The sequence below is a fragment of the Streptomyces sp. NPDC054842 genome (assembly GCF_053611025.1).
On sequence record NZ_JBSGZN010000001.1, the window covers coordinates 235457 to 252989 of the forward strand.

The 17533-nt window shown below is 72.6% G+C and carries 12 protein-coding genes; 9 read left to right on the forward strand and 3 right to left on the reverse strand.

What is annotated here, in order from left to right; genetic code table 11:
* The 3 genes from ACWGIS_RS01020 to ACWGIS_RS01030 all read right to left on the reverse strand — a co-directional run bounded on the left by ACWGIS_RS01020 (position 1) and on the right by ACWGIS_RS01030 (position 5202).
* Positions 1–1662, reverse strand: a complete 1662-nt coding sequence (locus ACWGIS_RS01020) for a penicillin-binding transpeptidase domain-containing protein (protein WP_453360290.1) — start codon at positions 1660–1662, stop codon at positions 1–3.
* Between the two features lie 96 nt (positions 1663–1758).
* A complete protein-coding gene (locus tag ACWGIS_RS01025; protein WP_453360291.1) occupies positions 1759–3387 on the reverse strand; it encodes a penicillin-binding transpeptidase domain-containing protein in 1629 nt (542 codons plus the stop codon).
* A gap of 75 nt (positions 3388–3462) precedes the next feature.
* The gene (locus tag ACWGIS_RS01030) at positions 3463–5202 is read right to left on the reverse strand and encodes a dolichyl-phosphate-mannose--protein mannosyltransferase (RefSeq protein ID WP_453360292.1); all 1740 of its coding nucleotides are present in this window, start codon (positions 5200–5202) and stop codon (positions 3463–3465) included.
* A 62-nt stretch (positions 5203–5264) separates the two neighbouring features.
* Between ACWGIS_RS01030 and rsmI the strand changes: the two genes are divergently transcribed.
* From rsmI to ACWGIS_RS01075, 9 genes are all read left to right on the forward strand, one after another.
* Positions 5265–6122: a 16S rRNA (cytidine(1402)-2'-O)-methyltransferase gene (gene rsmI, locus ACWGIS_RS01035; protein WP_453360293.1), complete on the forward strand. Its 858-nt coding sequence runs from the start codon at positions 5265–5267 to the stop codon at positions 6120–6122.
* A 230-nt stretch (positions 6123–6352) separates the two neighbouring features.
* Positions 6353–6766, forward strand: a complete 414-nt coding sequence (locus ACWGIS_RS01040; RefSeq protein ID WP_453360294.1) for a hypothetical protein — start codon at positions 6353–6355, stop codon at positions 6764–6766.
* 51 nt (positions 6767–6817) lie between these two features.
* The gene (locus ACWGIS_RS01045) at positions 6818–7687 is read left to right on the forward strand and encodes a TatD family hydrolase (protein ID WP_453360295.1); all 870 of its coding nucleotides are present in this window, start codon (positions 6818–6820) and stop codon (positions 7685–7687) included.
* Positions 7688–7820: 133 nt separating this feature from the next.
* On the forward strand, positions 7821–9257 hold the full coding sequence (locus ACWGIS_RS01050; protein ID WP_453360296.1) for a ubiquitin-like domain-containing protein: 1437 nt from the start codon (positions 7821–7823) through the stop codon (positions 9255–9257).
* A 470-nt stretch (positions 9258–9727) separates the two neighbouring features.
* Positions 9728–10660 (forward strand): 16S rRNA (adenine(1518)-N(6)/adenine(1519)-N(6))-dimethyltransferase RsmA, encoded by a 933-nt coding sequence (rsmA, locus tag ACWGIS_RS01055; protein ID WP_453360297.1) that lies wholly within the window; start codon positions 9728–9730, stop codon positions 10658–10660.
* The gene (locus tag ACWGIS_RS01060; protein WP_453360298.1) at positions 10657–11550 is read left to right on the forward strand and encodes a 4-(cytidine 5'-diphospho)-2-C-methyl-D-erythritol kinase; all 894 of its coding nucleotides are present in this window, start codon (positions 10657–10659) and stop codon (positions 11548–11550) included. Before rsmA ends, ACWGIS_RS01060 begins: the two co-directional genes overlap by 4 nt.
* Before the next feature lie 70 nt (positions 11551–11620).
* A complete protein-coding gene (locus tag ACWGIS_RS01065) occupies positions 11621–13426 on the forward strand; it encodes an ABC-F family ATP-binding cassette domain-containing protein (RefSeq protein ID WP_453360299.1) in 1806 nt (601 codons plus the stop codon).
* Positions 13427–13625: 199 nt separating this feature from the next.
* Positions 13626–15491 (forward strand): outer membrane protein assembly factor BamB family protein, encoded by a 1866-nt coding sequence (locus ACWGIS_RS01070; RefSeq protein ID WP_453360300.1) that lies wholly within the window; start codon positions 13626–13628, stop codon positions 15489–15491.
* 82 nt (positions 15492–15573) lie between these two features.
* Positions 15574–17385, forward strand: coding sequence for an outer membrane protein assembly factor BamB family protein (locus ACWGIS_RS01075; RefSeq protein WP_453360301.1), 1812 nt, complete (start codon positions 15574–15576; stop codon positions 17383–17385).
* Positions 17386–17533 lie beyond the last annotated feature (148 nt).

Consider the following 17533-nt stretch of genomic DNA (forward strand, 5'->3'; position numbering starts at 1 on the left):
TCAGCTTCCCGCACGCAGCAGCGCGGCCACGAGCGGGCCCGCGGAGTCGCCGCCGTGCCCGCCCGCCTGCACCACGCCCGCGGCCGCCAGGTCGCCCTTCCAGGCGGTGAACCAGCCGTTCGGCTTCTCCTGGCCGTCGACCTCCGCGGACCCGGTCTTGGCGCCGAAGTCGGGACCGAGCCCGGACATGGCCCGGGCGGCGGTGCCGGCGGCGGCCGTGTACCGCAGCAGTTCCTTCAACTGCGCGCGCGTCGCCGGGGACAGCGGACGGGACGCCTTGGCGAGGGTGCGGCGGTCCACCGAGGGCGGCACCAGGTACGGCTGACGGAAGGTGCCCGTCTTGGCGGTGGAGACCACCGACGCCATGTTCAGCGGGTTCATGCGCACGCCGCCCTGGCCGATCAGGGAGGCCGCCATCGACGCGGCGCTCTGCACCGGGACGGAGCCGTCGAAGGAGGGCACGCCGATGGACCAGTTGTCCATGCCGAGGCCGAAGACCTGCTGGGCCTGCGCGGTCAGGTCGCCGTTGTCCAGCTTCTTCGCCTGGGAGATGAAGGCGGTGTTGCAGGACGCGGCGAAGCTCGCCTTGAACGTGCCGTCCTTGATCTGGAACTTGTCGTCGTTCTGGAACTTCCAGCCGCCGTACGTCACGTACTTGGGGCAGGGGTGCCGCTTCTCGGCCGACGCCAGGCCCTTGTCGATCAGCAGCGACGAGGTGACGATCTTCATCGTGGAGCCGGGCGCCAGGGAGCCCTGGAAGGCCGTGTTGAAGCCGTGGCCCGAGTTCGCGACGGCCAGGATCTCGCCCGTCGAGGGGCGCATCACCACCACCGACGCCCGGGGCTTCTTCGCCACCTGCCGTTCCGCGGCGGCCTGGAGAGCCGGGCTGAGCGTCGTGCGCACCGTCCCCGGAGTGCCCTCGCTCAGCGCCACCAGCGTCTTGTCGGGCGTCTTGTCGGCGCCCTTCGCCGCGGCCCTGCGGACCACCCGGAGTTCGATGCCGGCCTTGCCGCCCGCCTTCTTGCCGTACTTCTCGCGCAGCCCGTCCAGCACGGTGCCCAGCGACGGGTACGCGGCCTCGGTCAGCACACCGCCGGCCGCGTCGAGCGCCTTGACCGGGGGCGTGCCGGACTCGCCGGTGACGAGCCGGTCGCCCTCCCGCAGATCGGGGTGCACGACGGAGGGCCGCCAGTCGACGAGCGGGACACCGTCCTCGGCCCGCCGTACGACGGTCAGCTTCGTGTCGTACGCCAGGGGCCTGCTCCTGCCCTTGTACGTCACCGTCGCCTTCACGGAGAACGGGACGGCGGTGCCCGCCCGCCTGCCCGGGGTCAGTGTCACGCCGGTGAGGTGGGCGTCCTCGCGGTGGCCGGTGAGGGCGGCCTCGGCGGCGGCCGGGTCGTCGGTGACGGCGGCCGCCTTCGCGAGGCGGCCCCGCTGCCAGGAGGTGAGGAACGTCGTCGCCGCCGTGCGGACCTCGGCCGCCGACAACGGGCCCGTCTTCACCGGCTTCTGGTCGGCGCTGGTGGACCCTTCGTCACCCGCCGCTCCGAACAGGCTGTAGGCGCCGAACCCCCCGCCCGCGACGACGACGGCGATCAGCCCGCCGATCACGGCCGGCCTCGTCCTGCTGCGCTCGGCGGCGCGCCCTCTCTTGCCCACAGCTACAGATCCTTTGCTGGTTCCCCTGATGCCCCGGTGCCCTCGCGTGCTCAACGAGGGGCACCATCCCGGGGTCCCGGTGCGGCCGGTGTGACTTCAGCCGCTCGTTCTTAGCACATCCGCGACGATGGGCCCGGCCGCGTCCCCGCCGTGGCCGCCCTCCTCGGTCATCGCGGCGACCGCCATGTCGCCGCGGAACCCGGTGAACCAGCTGTTGGACCTCGCCTGGCCGTCCACCTCGGCGGAACCGGTCTTGGCGCCGATGTCGCCGCCGAGCCCCGCCATCGCCGGGGCACCGGTGCCCTGCGTCGCGGTGAGGCGCATCATCTGCTTCAGCTGCGCCGCGGTCCCGGCGCGCAGACCGCGGGCCGTCGCGAGGGTACGGCCGTCGAGCTTCGGCGAGACGAGGTAGGGCTGGCGGAACGTGCCCGTGACGGCGGTCGCGGTGACGGACGCCATGTTCAGCGGGCTCATCTGCACCTGGCCCTGGCCGATCGCGTTGGCCGCGCGGTCCGGGCCGCCGGACGCGGGGATCCGGCCGTCGAAGGAGATGATCCCCGTCTTCCAGTCGTCCCGCCCGAGGCCGAACCGCTCCTGCGCCTCGGTGGTCAGCGAGGCGTCGGTGAGCGGCTTCTCGTCGACGAGCTTCACGAAGGCGGTGTTGCACGAGCGCATGAAGCTGTTCGCGAGCGTGGCCTTCTCGTTGGGGGGCATGCCCTTGAGGTTGTGGAAGGTCTGGCTCTGCCACACGGCGGTGTCCGTGCAGGGCGCCGGGCCGTTCATGGAGGTCACGCCGTTGTCGATGAGCATGGCCGCGGTGATGATCTTCATCGTGGAGCCGGGGGCGAGGCGGCCCTCGAAGGCCGCGTTGAAGGCGTCCCTGCGGTGGTTGGCGACCGCCAGCACCTCACCGGTGCTGGGCTTCACCGCCACCACGGACGACTCGGCGTACCCCTCGACGGCCCGCTCGGCGGCGGCCTGCGCGCTCGCGCTGATGGTGGTGCGCAGCCGGCCCGGCTTCCCCTTGGCGAGGGTCAGCAGCGTCTTGTCGCCCGCGTTCTCGTCCGCGTGCCGGATGGCGAGCTCGACGCCCGGTGTGCCGCCCGCCTTGTCGCCGTACCGGCCGCGCAGCGCGTCCAGGACCGGGCCCAGCGACGGGTACTTGCCCTCCGTCAGGACAACGTTGTTCCGGTCCACGGCCTGGATCGGCGCGCTCGCCGCCTCGCCCGTCACCAGCGTGTCCCCCTCGACCAGGCCGGGGTGCACGACGGAGGGCTTCCAGCCGACCAGCGCCTTGCCGGTGGTGACCCCGCGCACGACGGTGAGCTGGGAGTCGTACGCCAGCGGCTTGCTCTTGCCCCGGTACCGCACGGTCGCCCGCACCGAGTACGGCACGGTCGTCCCGGAGGGCGCGCCCGCCTTGATCCGCACGCCGGTGAGATGGGCGTCGTCGCGGTAGGCGGCGAGCAGCGGCTCGGCGGAACCGGCGTCGTTCGTGTACGCCGCCGCCTCGGCCGCGTCGCCCTTCTCCCAGGCGGCGAAGAACTTCTCCGTGGTCTCCCGGACCTCGTCGCCGTCGGGCGTCCCGGTCCGCACGGGCGCGGGACCGCCCGCCGTCCCGTCCCCGCTGACGGCGGTCACCACGTTGTAGGCGCCGTACCCGGCACCGCCCACCATCACCGCGAACACACTGCCGACGACGGCAGCCTTGACCCCCTTGCGCATGGCGCGCTCCCTCCCCGTAAGCGGTTGCACTCTAAGCCTGGCGAGTGACGGGAGGGGAGGGTGTTTTCGCGATTGTTAGACCCAGGTATCCAGCCACATGCGTGAACGCCAGTCGTCGATCGGGATCGCGGTGCCCGTGTAGATCGGCCAGAAGTAGATGAAGTTCCAGGCGATCAGGAGGACCAGGACGCCCGTGGCCGTGGCGCCCGCGACGCGGCGGCGTTCGCCGGAGCCGGGGGGGCCGAGGATCGCGCCGACCAGCATGGCGACGGCCAGGCAGAGGAACGGCACGAAGACGACGGCGTAGAAGAAGAAGATCGTCCGCTCCTGGTACAGGAACCAGGGGAGGTACCCGGCGGCGACGGCGCAGGCGATCGCGCCCGCCCGCCAGTCGCGGCGGAACGCCCAGCGCCACAGCACGTACAGGAGCGCGAAGCACGCCGCCCACCACAGCAGCGGGGTGCCCAGCGCCAGCACCTCGCGGGCGCACTTCGCGCCGGCGTCGGCGGGGCAGCCGTCCTTGCCGGGCGCCGGGGACTCGTAGAAGTACGAGACGGGGCGGCCGGTGACGAGCCAGCTCCACGGGTTCGACTGGTAGGTGTGCGGGGAGGACAGGCCCACGTGGAAGTCGTAGACCTCGTGCTCGTAGTGCCACAGGCTGCGCAGCCAGTCGGGCAGCAGGGTCCAGTCGCCGCCCTTGCCGTCGGTCGCCGCCCAGTTGCGGAAGTAGCCGCCCTTGCCGTCGGCCGGGGAGAGGATCCAGCCGGTCCACGACGCCAGGTAGACCACGACGGCGACCGGCACCGTGGCCAGGAACGTGATGCCGGTGTCGCGCAGGAGGGCCGCCGAGTACGGGTGACGGGCGCCGGCGACCCGGCGCGAGGCGACGTCCCACAGGACGGCCATCACGCAGAACGCGGCCAGGACGTACAGGCCGTTCCACTTCGTGCCGATGGCCAGGCCCAGCATCACACCGGCACCCCAGCGCCACGGCCGCAGACCGAGGCGGGTGGTCTCGGCGATGTGCGCGTCGGGCCGCACCAGGCCGTCCGCGTCCGCCGGCAGCGCCGCCGCGAGCCGCGCCCGTGCCTTGTCCCGGTCGACGACCAGGCAGCCGAAGGCGGCCAGCACGAAGAACATCAGCACCCCGTCGAGCAGCGAGGTGCGGCTCATCACGAAGTGCAGCCCGTCCACCGCCATCAGCGCGCCCGCCAGGCACCCGAGGAACGTGGAGCGGAACAGCCGCCGGCCGATCCGGCACAGCATCAGCACCGACAGCGTGCCGAGCAGCGCCGTCATGAAGCGCCAGCCGAACGGATCGAAGCCGAACATCAGCTCGCCGAGCCCGATGACGTACTTGCCGACCGGCGGGTGCACGACGTACGCGGCGTCGGTCGGGATCGACACGTGCCCGTTGCCCTGGAGGATCAGGTCGTTGGCGTCCTTGGCCCAGTTGACCTCGTACCCGCGGTGCACCAGTGCCCAGGCGTCCTTGGCGTAGTACGTCTCGTCGAATATCACCGCCTTGGGGCTGCCGAGGTTCCAGAACCGCAGCACCCCGGCCAGCAGGGTCACGAGCAGCGGACCGCCCCACCCCGACCAGCGGGCGAGGCGGTCGCCGGTCTCCCGGCGCAGCCCGATCGCGGCCCAGAACCGGGCCCCCGGCTCCGCGTAGGGCGGCACGAGGCGGTCGCGGACGTCGCTTCGGGGCCTGGCCGAGTAGCCGAAGCGCCGCAGCCGCTGCTGCCACGACGGCCGCTGCTCTTCGGTGGCCCGGCCCTGCCGGGTGTCCGTGGAGGACGCGGTACTGGTCACCGCGCCATCGTAGGGAACGTCTCTGTGGGAGTCCCGTCCCCGGGCCCTGCGAGGATGGAAACGTGACAGGAACCCTTGTACTGGCAGGCACCCCCATCGGCGACGTGAGCGACGCCCCGCCGCGGCTCGCGCACGAGCTGGCGACCGCGGACGTCGTGGCCGCCGAGGACACCCGGCGGCTGCGCAGGCTCGCGCAGGCGCTGGACGCGCTGCCGACCGGGCGCGTGGTCTCGTACTTCGAGGGGAACGAGGCCGCCCGCACCCCGGAGCTGGTCGAGGCGCTGGCCGGCGGTGCCCGGGTGCTGCTGGTCACCGACGCGGGCATGCCGTCCGTGTCCGACCCCGGCTACCGGCTGGTCGCCGCCGCCGTCGAGAAGGACATCAAGGTCACCGCCGTGCCCGGCCCGTCCGCGGTGCTCACCGCGCTCGCGCTGTCCGGGCTGCCCGTCGACCGGTTCTGCTTCGAGGGCTTCCTGCCGCGCAAGGCGGGCGAACGCCTGTCGCGGCTGCGGGAGGTCGCCGAGGAACGCCGCACCCTCGTCTACTTCGAGGCGCCGCACCGGCTCGACGACACCCTCGCCGCGATGGCCGAGGTGTTCGGCGAGGGCCGCCGGGCCGCCGTCTGCCGGGAGCTGACGAAGACGTACGAGGAGGTCAGGCGCGGCCCGCTCGCGGAGCTGGCCGCCTGGGCCGCCGAGGGCGTGCGCGGCGAGATCACCGTCGTCGTCGAGGGGGCGCCGGAGAAGGCCGCCGGTGACCTGGACGCCGCGGAGCTGGTGCGCAGGGTGCGGGTGCGCGAGGAGGCGGGGGAGCGCCGCAAGGAGGCGATCGCCGCCGTGGCCGCCGAGGCGGGGATTCCCAAGCGCGAGGTCTTCGATGCCGTGGTGGCGGCAAAGAACGCGGCGCAGAGCGCACCATAGAAGGGCAAAGGACTGTCGGGAAAGGCAAAGCCCGGACGGGCTCCGGGGGCGTTGCGGCAAGGAACGGCCAAGACGCCTCCAACACTCGGCAGGTCTGATGCTTTCGCGCCGGGAGAAGCGTCCACTGGTCGAAGGGACGCACCCGTCCCTCGCCTCCGGAGGGCCGCAGGGGAGCCCGCGCTCCCCCGTCCGCGACGGAGGCGCTTGTCCAGCGGACAAGAGGAGCTGGAATGAGTGAGATCGCCGGGCGGACCGGTCACCGCACCCCGGGGGCCGACGTCGTCCACGAGTCGTACGCCTTCGCCTGCATGCGCTGCGGGCACGGCTGGGAGCAGTCCTACGAGATCGAGCACCACCGCGACGCCGAGGGCACCGCGTTCGTGACGTACGTGGCCGACGGCCTGGTGGTGCCGTCGCCGCTGAGCCGGCCCACCTGCGTCAACTGCGACAACCACGTGGTGCGCATCATGCGCGCCGGACAGGTGTCCTCCGCGCTGGCCTCCATGCGGCGCGCCCAGCCGCCCGCGCTGCCCCGGCAGGCCGGCCAGGAGCCCGCCGGACCCGAGCAGGGACCGGAGCCCAAGGAGCACCACTGGCACCTCTCGGACCTGCTGCACCCCTTCCAGCACCGCAGGGCGAGCTGATCCGCCGACCGTGACGAGAGGGCGGGCATGCCCCCTTCGTAGGATCGGGGCATGCCTTCCAACGCCGAAGCCCCACCCCTGCCGGAGCCGCTGCGCGTCGCGGTCGCCGACTCGCACACCCACCTCGACATGCAGTCCGGCACGGTCGAGGAGGGGCTCGCCAAGGCCGCGTCGGTCGGCGTGACGACGGTCGTCCAGGTCGGCTGCGACCTGAAGGGCTCCCGCTGGGCGGCCGAGACGGCCCTGGCCCACGACGCCGTGCACGCGACCGTGGCACTGCACCCCAACGAGGCGCCCCGCATCGTGCACGGCGACCCCGACGGGTGGTCCCGCCAGGGCGCGCGCACCGCCGGTGGCGACGCCGCGCTGGACGAGGCGCTCGCCGAGATCGACCGGCTGGCAGCCCTCCCCCAGGTCAAGGGCGTCGGCGAGACCGGACTCGACTACTTCCGCACCGGACCCGAGGGCAAGGCCGCCCAGGAACGGTCCTTCCGCGCGCACATCGAGATCGCCAAACGGCACGGCAAGGCCCTGGTCATCCACGACCGCGACGCCCACGCCGACGTGCTCCGCGTCCTCGACGAGGAGGGCGCACCCGAGCGGACCGTGTTCCACTGCTACTCCGGCGACGCGGAGATGGCCGAGATCTGCGGCCGGGCCGGGTACTTCATGTCCTTCGCCGGCAACATGACCTTCAAGAACGCCCAGCCGCTGCGCGACGCGCTCGCCGTGGCTCCGCTGGAACTGCTCCTGGTGGAGACCGACGCGCCGTTCCTGACCCCGGCCCCGTACCGCGGACGGCCCAACGCCCCGTATCTCGTTCCGGTGACCGTCCGCGCGATGGCCGCCGTGCGCGGCATCGGCGAGGACGCGCTGGCGACGGCACTCGCCGCGAACACGGCCCGCGCGTTCGATTACTGACCCATAACGCTTCCAGGGGTTTTCCCGCGGTCCCACCTTGGGGGAGTGTCGCGACACTGTGTAGCCGCGTTGCTTTGGAGAGTGACGGCCACTCCGCTAGGTTCTGGTCGCCCGATCCCCCTGGAGCGTCGTCGTGAGCAACTCGCAGTACGAGACGTACGGCCCGGCCGGTCCCGGCCCGGTCACCTATGACCCGCCGGTGCCGTACGACGTCCATGACCCGCACAGTGCCCCGACGCTGCCCTACGACGTGCACGCCGGGCACGGCGGCCCCGCCGGGTTCGAGGCCGCCGACGGTCCGGCCGGGGCCTACGCGGACACCTACCGGCCCGCCTACGAGGAGCCCACGCTGCCCCGGCAGGCGTACCCGGAGGGCGGGTTCCCCGAGCACGCGACCCTCCCCGCCCCCGTGGGGCCGCCGCCCGGCGGACGGGCCCAGGCGCGCCGCGCCGCCCGCCGCAGACGCACCGCCGCCGGGCCCGACCCGCTGCGCCGGCTGCTTCCGCAGGCCCTGGTCGTGGCGTTCCTGGCGGGCGGCACCAGCGCCTTCGTCGCCAAGGACAAGGCGATCGAGCTCAGCGTCGACGGCAAGCCGCGCACGCTGCACACCTTCGCGGACGACGTCAGCGAACTACTCGCGGACCAGGGGGTCGACGTCGGCGCCCACGACGTCGTGTCGCCCGCCCCCGGCACGGAACTCGACAGCGGCGACGAGGTCACCGTCCGCTACGGGCGGCCCGTGCACCTCACCCTCGACGGGCAGCGGCACACGGTGTGGACGACCGCGCACACCGTGGACGGCGCCCTCCGCCAGCTCGGGGTCCGCGCGGAGGGCGCGTACCTGTCGGCCGCGCGCTCCCGGCGGATCGGCCGGGCGGGGCTGGCCCTCGACGTCCGCACGGAACGCACCGTCACGATCATGGCGGACGGGCGGGCCCGGACGATCCGCACGAACGCCGCGAGCGTCCGGGAGGCGGTCGAGGAGGCCGGCATCACCCTGCACGGCCAGGACACCACCTCCGTGGCGCCGGGCAGCTTCCCGCGGGACGGGCAGACCGTCACCGTCATGCGGATCACCGGCACCAAGGAGGTCCGCGAGGAGCCGATCCCGTTCGCGGTGGAGCGCACCCAGGACCCGTCCCTGTTCCGCGGCACGGAGGTGGTCGAGCGGGCCGGGCGGCCGGGGACCCGCCGGGTCACGTACGCCCTGCGCACCGTGAACGGCGTCCGGCAGAAGCCCCGGCGGCTGCGGACCGAGATCGTGCGGGAGCCGCAGACCCAGGTGGTGAAGGTGGGCACGAAGGCGCCGCCGACGTCCGTCGCGGGGGCCGACCACCTCGACTGGTCCGGGCTCGCGGCGTGCGAGTCGGGGGGCCGGCCGGGGGCGGTCGACGCGTCCGGGACGTACGGCGGGCTCTACCAGTTCGACACCCGCACCTGGCAGAGCCTCGGCGGGGCGGGGCGCCCCCAGGACGCCCCGGCGGCGGAGCAGACGTTCCGGGCGAAGAAGCTGTACGTGCGGCGTGGGGCCAGTCCGTGGCCCCACTGCGGGGCGCGCCTGCGCGGGTGAGGCCGGTCGGTCTCCGGGGCTGCGCTCCCGAAGCCCGGGGGGCGGTGTCCTCAATCGCCGGACGGGCTCAATCTTCTTCCGGGCCTCGGCTGTCCGGTTGCTGTTCCTGTCCTTGACCGCCTTCCGGGCCGGGGGTGGTTCGAACTCTCGGTGTGCGTTGGCGCGCTTGTCCTCAATCGCCGGACGGGCTCGAAGTTCCTCCGCCCTTGGCTGTCCGGCGAACCCTCGGTGTGCGTGGCCGCGCTTGTCCTCAATCGCCGGACGGGCTCAATTTTCTTCCGGGCCTTGGCTGTCCGGCGAACCCTCGGTGTGCGTGGCCGCGCTCGTCCTCAATCGCCGGACGGGCTCCGATTTCCTCCGGGCCTCGGCTGTCGGCTGTCCGGGCGAACCCTCCGTGTGCGCTGGCGCGCTCCCCGACGGGCTCGGACGGGGTGGGCGAGGTGGGGGGTGGGCACCCGTACCCTTGGTGCGTGAGCAGCCCCACCCCCGACGCCCTCCTGGGCCCCGCCGACATCCGCGAGCTCGCGGCCGTCCTCGGCGTGCGGCCCACCAAGCAGCGCGGCCAGAACTTCGTGATCGACGCCAACACCGTGCGGCGGATCGTGCGGACCGCCGGTGTGCGCTCCGACGACGTGGTCGTCGAGGTCGGGCCCGGGCTCGGGTCGCTGACCCTGGGGCTGCTGGAGGCGGCCGACCGGGTCGTCGCCGTCGAGATCGACGACGTGCTCGCGAGCGCGCTGCCCGCCACCATCGAGGCGCGCATGCCGGAGCGGGCCGAGCGGTTCGCGCTCGTGCACTCCGACGCCATGCAGGTGACCGAGCTGCCGGGCCCCGCGCCCACCGCCCTCGTCGCGAACCTGCCGTACAACGTCGCCGTGCCCGTGCTGCTGCACATGCTGGAGGCCTTCCCGACCATCGAGCGGACGCTCGTGATGGTGCAGGCGGAGGTGGCCGACCGGCTCGCCGCGCCGCCCGGCTCGAAGGTGTACGGCGTGCCGTCCGTGAAGGCCAACTGGTACGCCGAGGTGAAGCGCGCCGGGGCCATCGGGCGCAACGTGTTCTGGCCCGCGCCGAACGTCGACAGCGGGCTGGTGTCGCTGGTGCGGCGGACCGAGCCCCTGAAGACCACGGCCTCACGGCGCGAGGTGTTCGCCGTCGTCGACGCCGCGTTCGCGCAGCGCCGCAAGACGCTGCGGGCGGCGCTCGCCGGGTGGGCGGGGTCCGCCGCGGCCGCCGAGGCCGCCCTCGTCGCCGCGGGTGTCTCGCCGCAGGCCCGCGGGGAGGCGCTGACGGTCGAGGAGTTCGTCCGCATCGCGGAGCACCGCGCCGCCGCGGGCGGCACACAGGCGGCGGACGCCGGGCACGGCGAGCACACCGAGAAGAAGGAGCCCAGGGCATCGTGACGGTGACGGTACGCGTCCCGGCCAAGGTCAACGTCCAGCTCGCGGTGGGCCCCGCCCGCCCCGACGGCTTCCACGACCTGGCCAACGTCTTCCTGGCGGTCGGGCTGTACGACGAGGTGACGGCCACCCCCGCCGACGAGCTGCGCATCACCTGCGCGGGCCCGGACGCCGCACAGGTGCCCCTGGACGCCACCAACCTGGCGGCCCGCGCGGCCCTCGCGCTCGCCGCCCGGTACGGCCGCACCGCCGGCGTCCACCTCCACATCGCCAAGGACATCCCCGTCGCGGGCGGCATGGCGGGCGGCAGCGCGGACGCCGCCGGCGCGCTCCTGGCCTGCGACGCGCTGTGGGGCACCGGCGCCCCGCGGGAGGAACTGCTCGACATCTGCGCCGAGTTGGGCAGCGACGTGCCGTTCAGCCTGGTGGGCGGGGCGGCTCTCGGCACCGGCCGGGGCGAGCGGCTGCGGCCGCTGGAGGTCGGCGGGACCTTCCACTGGGTCTTCGCCGTCGCCGACGGCGGGCTCTCCACGCCCGCCGTGTACCGGGAGTTCGACCGGCTCACCGCGCACGTCACCGTTCCCGAGCCCGCCGCCTCCCAGGAACTCCTCGACGCCCTCGCCAAGGGCGACCCGGCGGCCCTCGCCGCCGCCGTCTCCAACGACCTCCAGCCGGCGGCGCTCTCCCTGTTCCCGGCGCTCGCGGACACCCTGGACGCCGGACGCACCGCGGGCTCCCTCGCCGCGCTGGTCTCCGGGTCCGGACCGACCACCGCCTTCCTCGCCCGGGACGCCGGGTCCGCCCGGGAGATCGCGGACGCGCTGCTCGCCTCGGGCACCTGCCGGACGGCACGCGTCACCGAGGCCCCCGCGCCCGGCGCCACCCTGCTCTGAGACCGCGGCCCGGGCGAGGACGGGCCCGGACTACCCTTGAGGGTCGATCGTCCCCCTTGTCAGGAGAGAAATGGCCGTCAACCTGGTCAATGTCGAGTCCGTCAGCAAGGTGTACGGAACCCGTGCCCTGCTCGACGGAGTCTCCCTCGGCGTGTCCGAAGGGGACCGGATCGGCGTGGTCGGCCGCAACGGCGACGGCAAGACCACCCTGATCCGGCTGCTCGCCAAGCTGGAGGAGGCGGACACCGGCCGGGTCACGCACTCCGGCGGCCTGCACCTCGGGGTGCTCACCCAGCACGACTCCCTGGACCCCGCCGCGACCGTCCGGCACGAGGTCATCCGGGACATGGCCGACCACGAGTGGGCGGGCAACGCCAAGATCCGTGACGTGCTGACCGGCCTCTTCGGCGGCCTGGACCTGCCCGGCTTCCCGCAGGGACTCGACACCGTGATCGGCCCGCTGTCCGGCGGTGAGCGGCGGCGCATCGCGCTCGCCAAGCTGCTCATCGAGGAGCAGGACCTGATCATCCTGGACGAGCCCACCAACCATCTGGACGTGGAGGGCATCGCCTGGCTGGCGAAGCACCTGCGCGAGCGGCGCTCGGCGCTGGTCTGCGTCACCCACGACCGGTGGTTCCTCGACCAGGTCGCCACCCGCATGTGGGACGTGCAGAAGGGCGCCGTCTACGAGTACGAGGGCGGCTACACGGACTACGTCTTCGCGCGGGCCGAACGGGAGCGCATCGCCGCCACCGAGGAGACCAAGCGCCAGAACCTGGTGCGCAAGGAGCTGGCGTGGCTGCGCCGGGGCGCGCCCGCCCGCACGTCCAAGCCGCGCTTCCGGGTCGAGGCCGCCAACGAGCTGATCGCGGACGTGCCCCCGCCCCGGGACACCAGTGAGCTGATGAAGTTCGCCTCGTCGCGGCTCGGCAGGACCGTGTTCGACCTGAAGGACGTGACCGTCCAGGCGGGGCCCAAGCTGCTGCTCAAGCACCTGACCTGGCAGCTCGGCCCGGGCGACCGGATCGGCCTGGTCGGGGTGAACGGCGCGGGCAAGACCTCCCTTCTGCGGGCCATGGCCGAGGCCGCCCGCAGCGACGGCGAGAAGCAGCCCGCGGCCGGCCGGATCGTCACGGGCAAGACCGTCAAGCTGGCCTACCTGTCGCAGGAGGTCGCCGAACTCGACCCCACCTGGCGGGTGCTGCAAGCGGTGCAGGCCGTGCGCGACCGCGTCGACCTCGGCAAGGGCCGGGAGATGACGGCGGGACAGCTCTGCGAGACGTTCGGCTTCAGCAAGGAGAAGCAGTGGACGCCCGTCGGCGACCTGTCCGGCGGTGAGCGCCGCCGGCTCCAGCTCCTCCGGCTGCTGATGGACGAGCCGAACGTCCTCTTCCTCGACGAGCCCACCAACGACCTGGACATCGAGACCCTCACGCAGCTGGAGGACGTCCTCGACGGATGGCCCGGGTCGATGGTCGTGATCTCCCACGACCGGTTCTTCATCGAGCGGACCACCGACAAGGTGTACGCGCTGCTCGGGGACGCCACGCTGCGGATGCTGCCGCGCGGCATCGACGAGTACCTGGAGCGTCGCCACCGTATGGAGGAGGCCGCCGCGGCCGCCGTCCTCGCCGCCGCCCCGGCCCCGGTCAAATCCGCGTCGGCCGCGGACGCCCGCGCCGCGAAGAAGGAACTGCAGAAGATCGAGCGGCAGTTGGACAAGATCTCCGACAAGGAGACCAGGCTGCACGCCCAGATCGCCGAGAACGCGACGGACTTCGCGAAGGTCGCCGGACTGGACGCGGAGCTGCGGGAGTTGGCCGGTGAGCGCGAGGAACTCGAACTGCGCTGGCTGGAGCTGGCCGAGGACGCGTAGCACATCGCCGGGGGCGTGAAGGGCGCGTGAAGGCGCGTAACGAGGGCATCACGGGCCGGTCCTCCCTTGGGAACAGGGGATGGACCGGCCCCTTGTTCGAGGGCCGCGCAGTGATAGAAAGAGCCGTCTAAGACAGTCTGAGAACCACTCCGGCGCGCGACGCGGGTGGCTAAAAATCAGTGAAGAGGGGGGAGCGCTGATGACTCAGCCGCCCAACGAGCCGCCCAAGGGCGGCTCGGGAACGCCGCACGACCAGCCGACACAGATCGCCTTCGGGGCACCGCAGGACCCGCGGCAGGGAGCGACACCCCCGCCGCCGGCACAGCCGCCCCAGGCGCCGGCCGCCCCGCCGGCCGGCGGACCTCCGCAGGCACCGCAGCCCGGCTACGGCTACCCGCAGCAGCCCGGCCCGTACGCCCAGCCCGGCCCGTACACCGCACCGCAGCAACCCGGCCCCTACGGCCAGCCGCAGCAGGCCGGTCCCTACGGCCAGCCCCAGCAGCCGGGCCCCTACGGGCAGCCTGCGCAGCCCGGGCCGTACCCGCAGCAGGGCCCGTACGGGCAGCCGCCGCAGCCCGGCTACGGCTACCCGCAGGCGCAGTTCCCCGGCGGCCCCGTGCCTCCGCCGCCCGGCGGCGGGTCGCGGAACCCCTTCAAGGGCCGGCCCGCGATGATCATCGGTGCCGCGGTCGCCGCGCTCCTCGTCGTGGGCGGCACCGTGTGGGCCGTCTCCGGCGACGGTGACGACGACAAGAAGCCCGTCGCGAAGAAGACCCAGGACGGCAAGCCCACCCAGTCCGCGCCCGTCAACGAGGGCGACGGCAGCGGCGACGGCGGCGAGGACCCGGACAACCTCAACGAGGGCCGCCAGGACGGCGAGGCGAAGGTCCTCTGGTACAAGGAGGCGCCCGACGCCCCCGCCTCCGGCGCGGACGCCCCCGGCATGTGGATCACCGACAAGTCGGCGGTGAAGGCGGCCTACAAGCAGCTGTTCGCGTACAACGTCGGCGACGGAAAGCCCGCCTGGGAGATCACCTTCCCCCAGAAGATCTGCTCGGCCACCCCGCAGAAGACGTCGGACGACAAGATCGTCGTCGCGTACAAGAGCGGCGCGAGCGACAGCGCCAAGTGCAACCAGATACAGCAGGTCGACCTCACCACCGGCAAGAAGGGCTGGAGCGGGAAGGTCGCCGAAGGCGGTCTCTTCGACAGCGCCCTGTCGGTCGAACTGACCCTGTCCGGCGACACGTTGTTGGTCGGGCGCTCGCAGTCCGGCACCGCCTACGACATGTCCTCCGGCAAGAAGCTGTGGGACAAGGAGAAGTACGGCACGGCCTGCTTCCCGACCGCGTTCGCGGGTGGCGCCAAGCTGATCTCGGTGTCCTCCTGCGGCGCCGGCACCTCCAACGAGCACGACGAGGTGCAGGAGCTGGACCCGGCGACCGGCAAGACCCGCTGGACGCAGAAGGTCACCAAGGGATGGCAGGTCGCCCGGACGTATTCCGTCGACCCCGTCGTCCTCTACCTGACCAACAAGGACAAGAAGCAGTGGAACGTCTCCACGCTGAAGAACAACGGGACGATCCGCTCCCAGGTCGACGTCGACGAGTCGTTCGCACCGGAGTGCGGCTGGGCCATCCTCACCCGTGACCTCCAGGGCTGCACCGGGGTCGCGGCCGACGCCAACACCCTCTACCTGCCCACCGAGGCGAAGAGCGGCCCGAACGAGATCGTCGCGATCAGCCTGGAGAGCGGCAAGGAGAAGTGGCGCGTCAAGTCGCCCACGGACCAGACGATGCTGCCGCTGAAGCTCGACGGCGGCAACCTCGTCGCGTACGTCGAGCCGTCGTACGACGCGGGAGGGCGCATCGTGTCCGTCCCGACCGGCGGCGCCTCCCACAAGCCGACCGTGCTGCTGCAGAACCCGCAGGGCGCCGCGGACGTCGAGAACGGCTTCTACTCGAAGGCACTCGACTACGTGGACGGGCGCTTCTACCTCTCCACGACCCGGCTGACGGGCAACGACGAGTCGAAGGAGAAGCTGATGCTGGCCTACGGCAAGTGACCGCCGGCCCGCGCAGAACGATCCTCCCCGCCGCCGCCGTGCGCCCCGCGCGCCCTTCCGAACACCCCGAGGTAGAGACGTCATGAGCCAGCCGCCGCCACCGCCCAACCAGCCCCCGCAGGGGGGAGGCTTCGGCGCACCGCAGGACCCGCCCCCCGGCGGCTTCGGCGCGCCCCAGAGTCCGCCGCCGGGCGGCTTCGGCGCGCCCCAGCAGCCGCAGGGACCGGGCTACGGCTACCCGCAGGCCCCCCAGCCGCCGCAGGCGCCGCCGCCCGCCCCGCCGCAGGGCACGCCCCCGCAGCCGCAGGGCCCGGGTTACGGCTATCCGCAGACCCCGCCGGCCCAGCCCGGCTACGGCTACCCGGGGCAGCAGCCCCCCTCGCCGTACGGCTATCCGCAGCCGCCGACGCAGCCCATGCACCCGCAGGTGCCGCAGGGCGGCGGTGGCCGCAAGGCCAGCCCGCAGCTCCTGATCGTCGTCGCGGCGGTCGTCGCCATCGGCCTCATCATCGGCGGCGGTGTCTGGTACTCGTCCTCGGGCAAGGACGACAACAGCAAGGACACCTCCGCGGGAACCGGCGGCGGCACCGGCGGCAAGGACGGCAAGGGCGGCTCCGGCACCTCCGGGGGCGGCGGCTCCAAGGAGAAGGCGCCGTCCGACCCGGCCGCCAAGGTCCTCTTCCAGGTACCGGCGCCCGAGGTCAAGGAGGACAGCCAGATCGACAGCGTGGCCGGCTCCTGGCTCACGGACGCGGTGTACGCCAAGTCCGGCGTCAACAAGATCGTCGGCTACGAGCCCGACAGCGGCTCCGAGAAGTGGACCCTCGACCTGCCCGGGCAGACCTGTGCGGCCTCCCGCGAGACGACCGGGGCCGGTGTCGCCGCCGTGGTGACCGAGGAGGCCCCGCGCAAGAACAAGAACGACCGCCGGCCGTGCACGCAGGTCGTCGCCTTCGACGTGAACACCGGCAAGAAGCTGTGGACCGGCACGGTCGCCATCAGCGGCACCAAGGTCGCCTTCGGCGAGATCACCATCAGCGGCAGCACCGTCGCGGTGGGCGGCGGATTCTCCGGTGGTGCCGCGTTCGACGCCAAGAGCGGCAAGGTCCTGTGGCAGCCGAAGGTCAGCTCCTGCGAGGACGTCGGCTACGCGGGCGGCGCGCAGCTGGTCGCGGTCCGCAAGTGCGGTGACTACGGCAGCGAGAAGTACCAGGTGCAGCTGCTCGACCCGAAGAGCGGCAGCGTCAAGTGGAGTTACAAGCTGCCCGCCGGCATCGACAACGCGAAGGTGATCTCCACCAAGCCGGTGGTCTTCGGCGTGGACTCCGGCGACATCACCGCCTCCGGGGTCACGGACGCCTTCTCGCTCGACGACAACGGCAAGCTGCGCACCAAGATCACGCTGGCCGACGGCAAGTACGAGCACGACTGCGACGTCGGCAAGGTGAACGACTGCAAGAGCATCACGGTCGGCAACGACAAGCTGTACGTGCCGACCAAGGAGCACGAGGGCACCGGCGAGTACAGCCGGACCAACGAGATCATCTCGTTCTCGCTGGCCACCGGTAAGACCACCGGCGACCGGATCGACGCGGGCGACGGCTACTCGATCTTCCCGATCCGGATGGACGGCGCCAACGTCATCGCGTATAAGGACGGTCCGTACAACAAGGGCGCCCAGGTCGTCTCCGTGGACGGCACGTCGCTGAAGCAGACGAAGCTTCTGGAGACGCCGGCCTCCGAGACCGTCCTGGACGCGATCAGCGGTATGGTTCCGGACTCCTGCGAGCTGCTCTACTCCGGCGGCCGGCTGTTCATGGGCAAGGACCTCGTCAGCAAGCCGTACTCGAAGGACGAGAAGGAGTACACGGCCCTCGGGTTCGGCGCGAAGTAGCACCGCCCGGCGCCCGGTGCGCACGAGGCCCCGCCCCCGGGCGGGTGCGCGGCCGACGGCCCCGCCCCTGCTCAGGGGCGGGGCCGTGCGCATTACCCCGCATCATTCGCGAAGGGGAGGGATTTCGGTATTCCGGGTCACTTCTCTC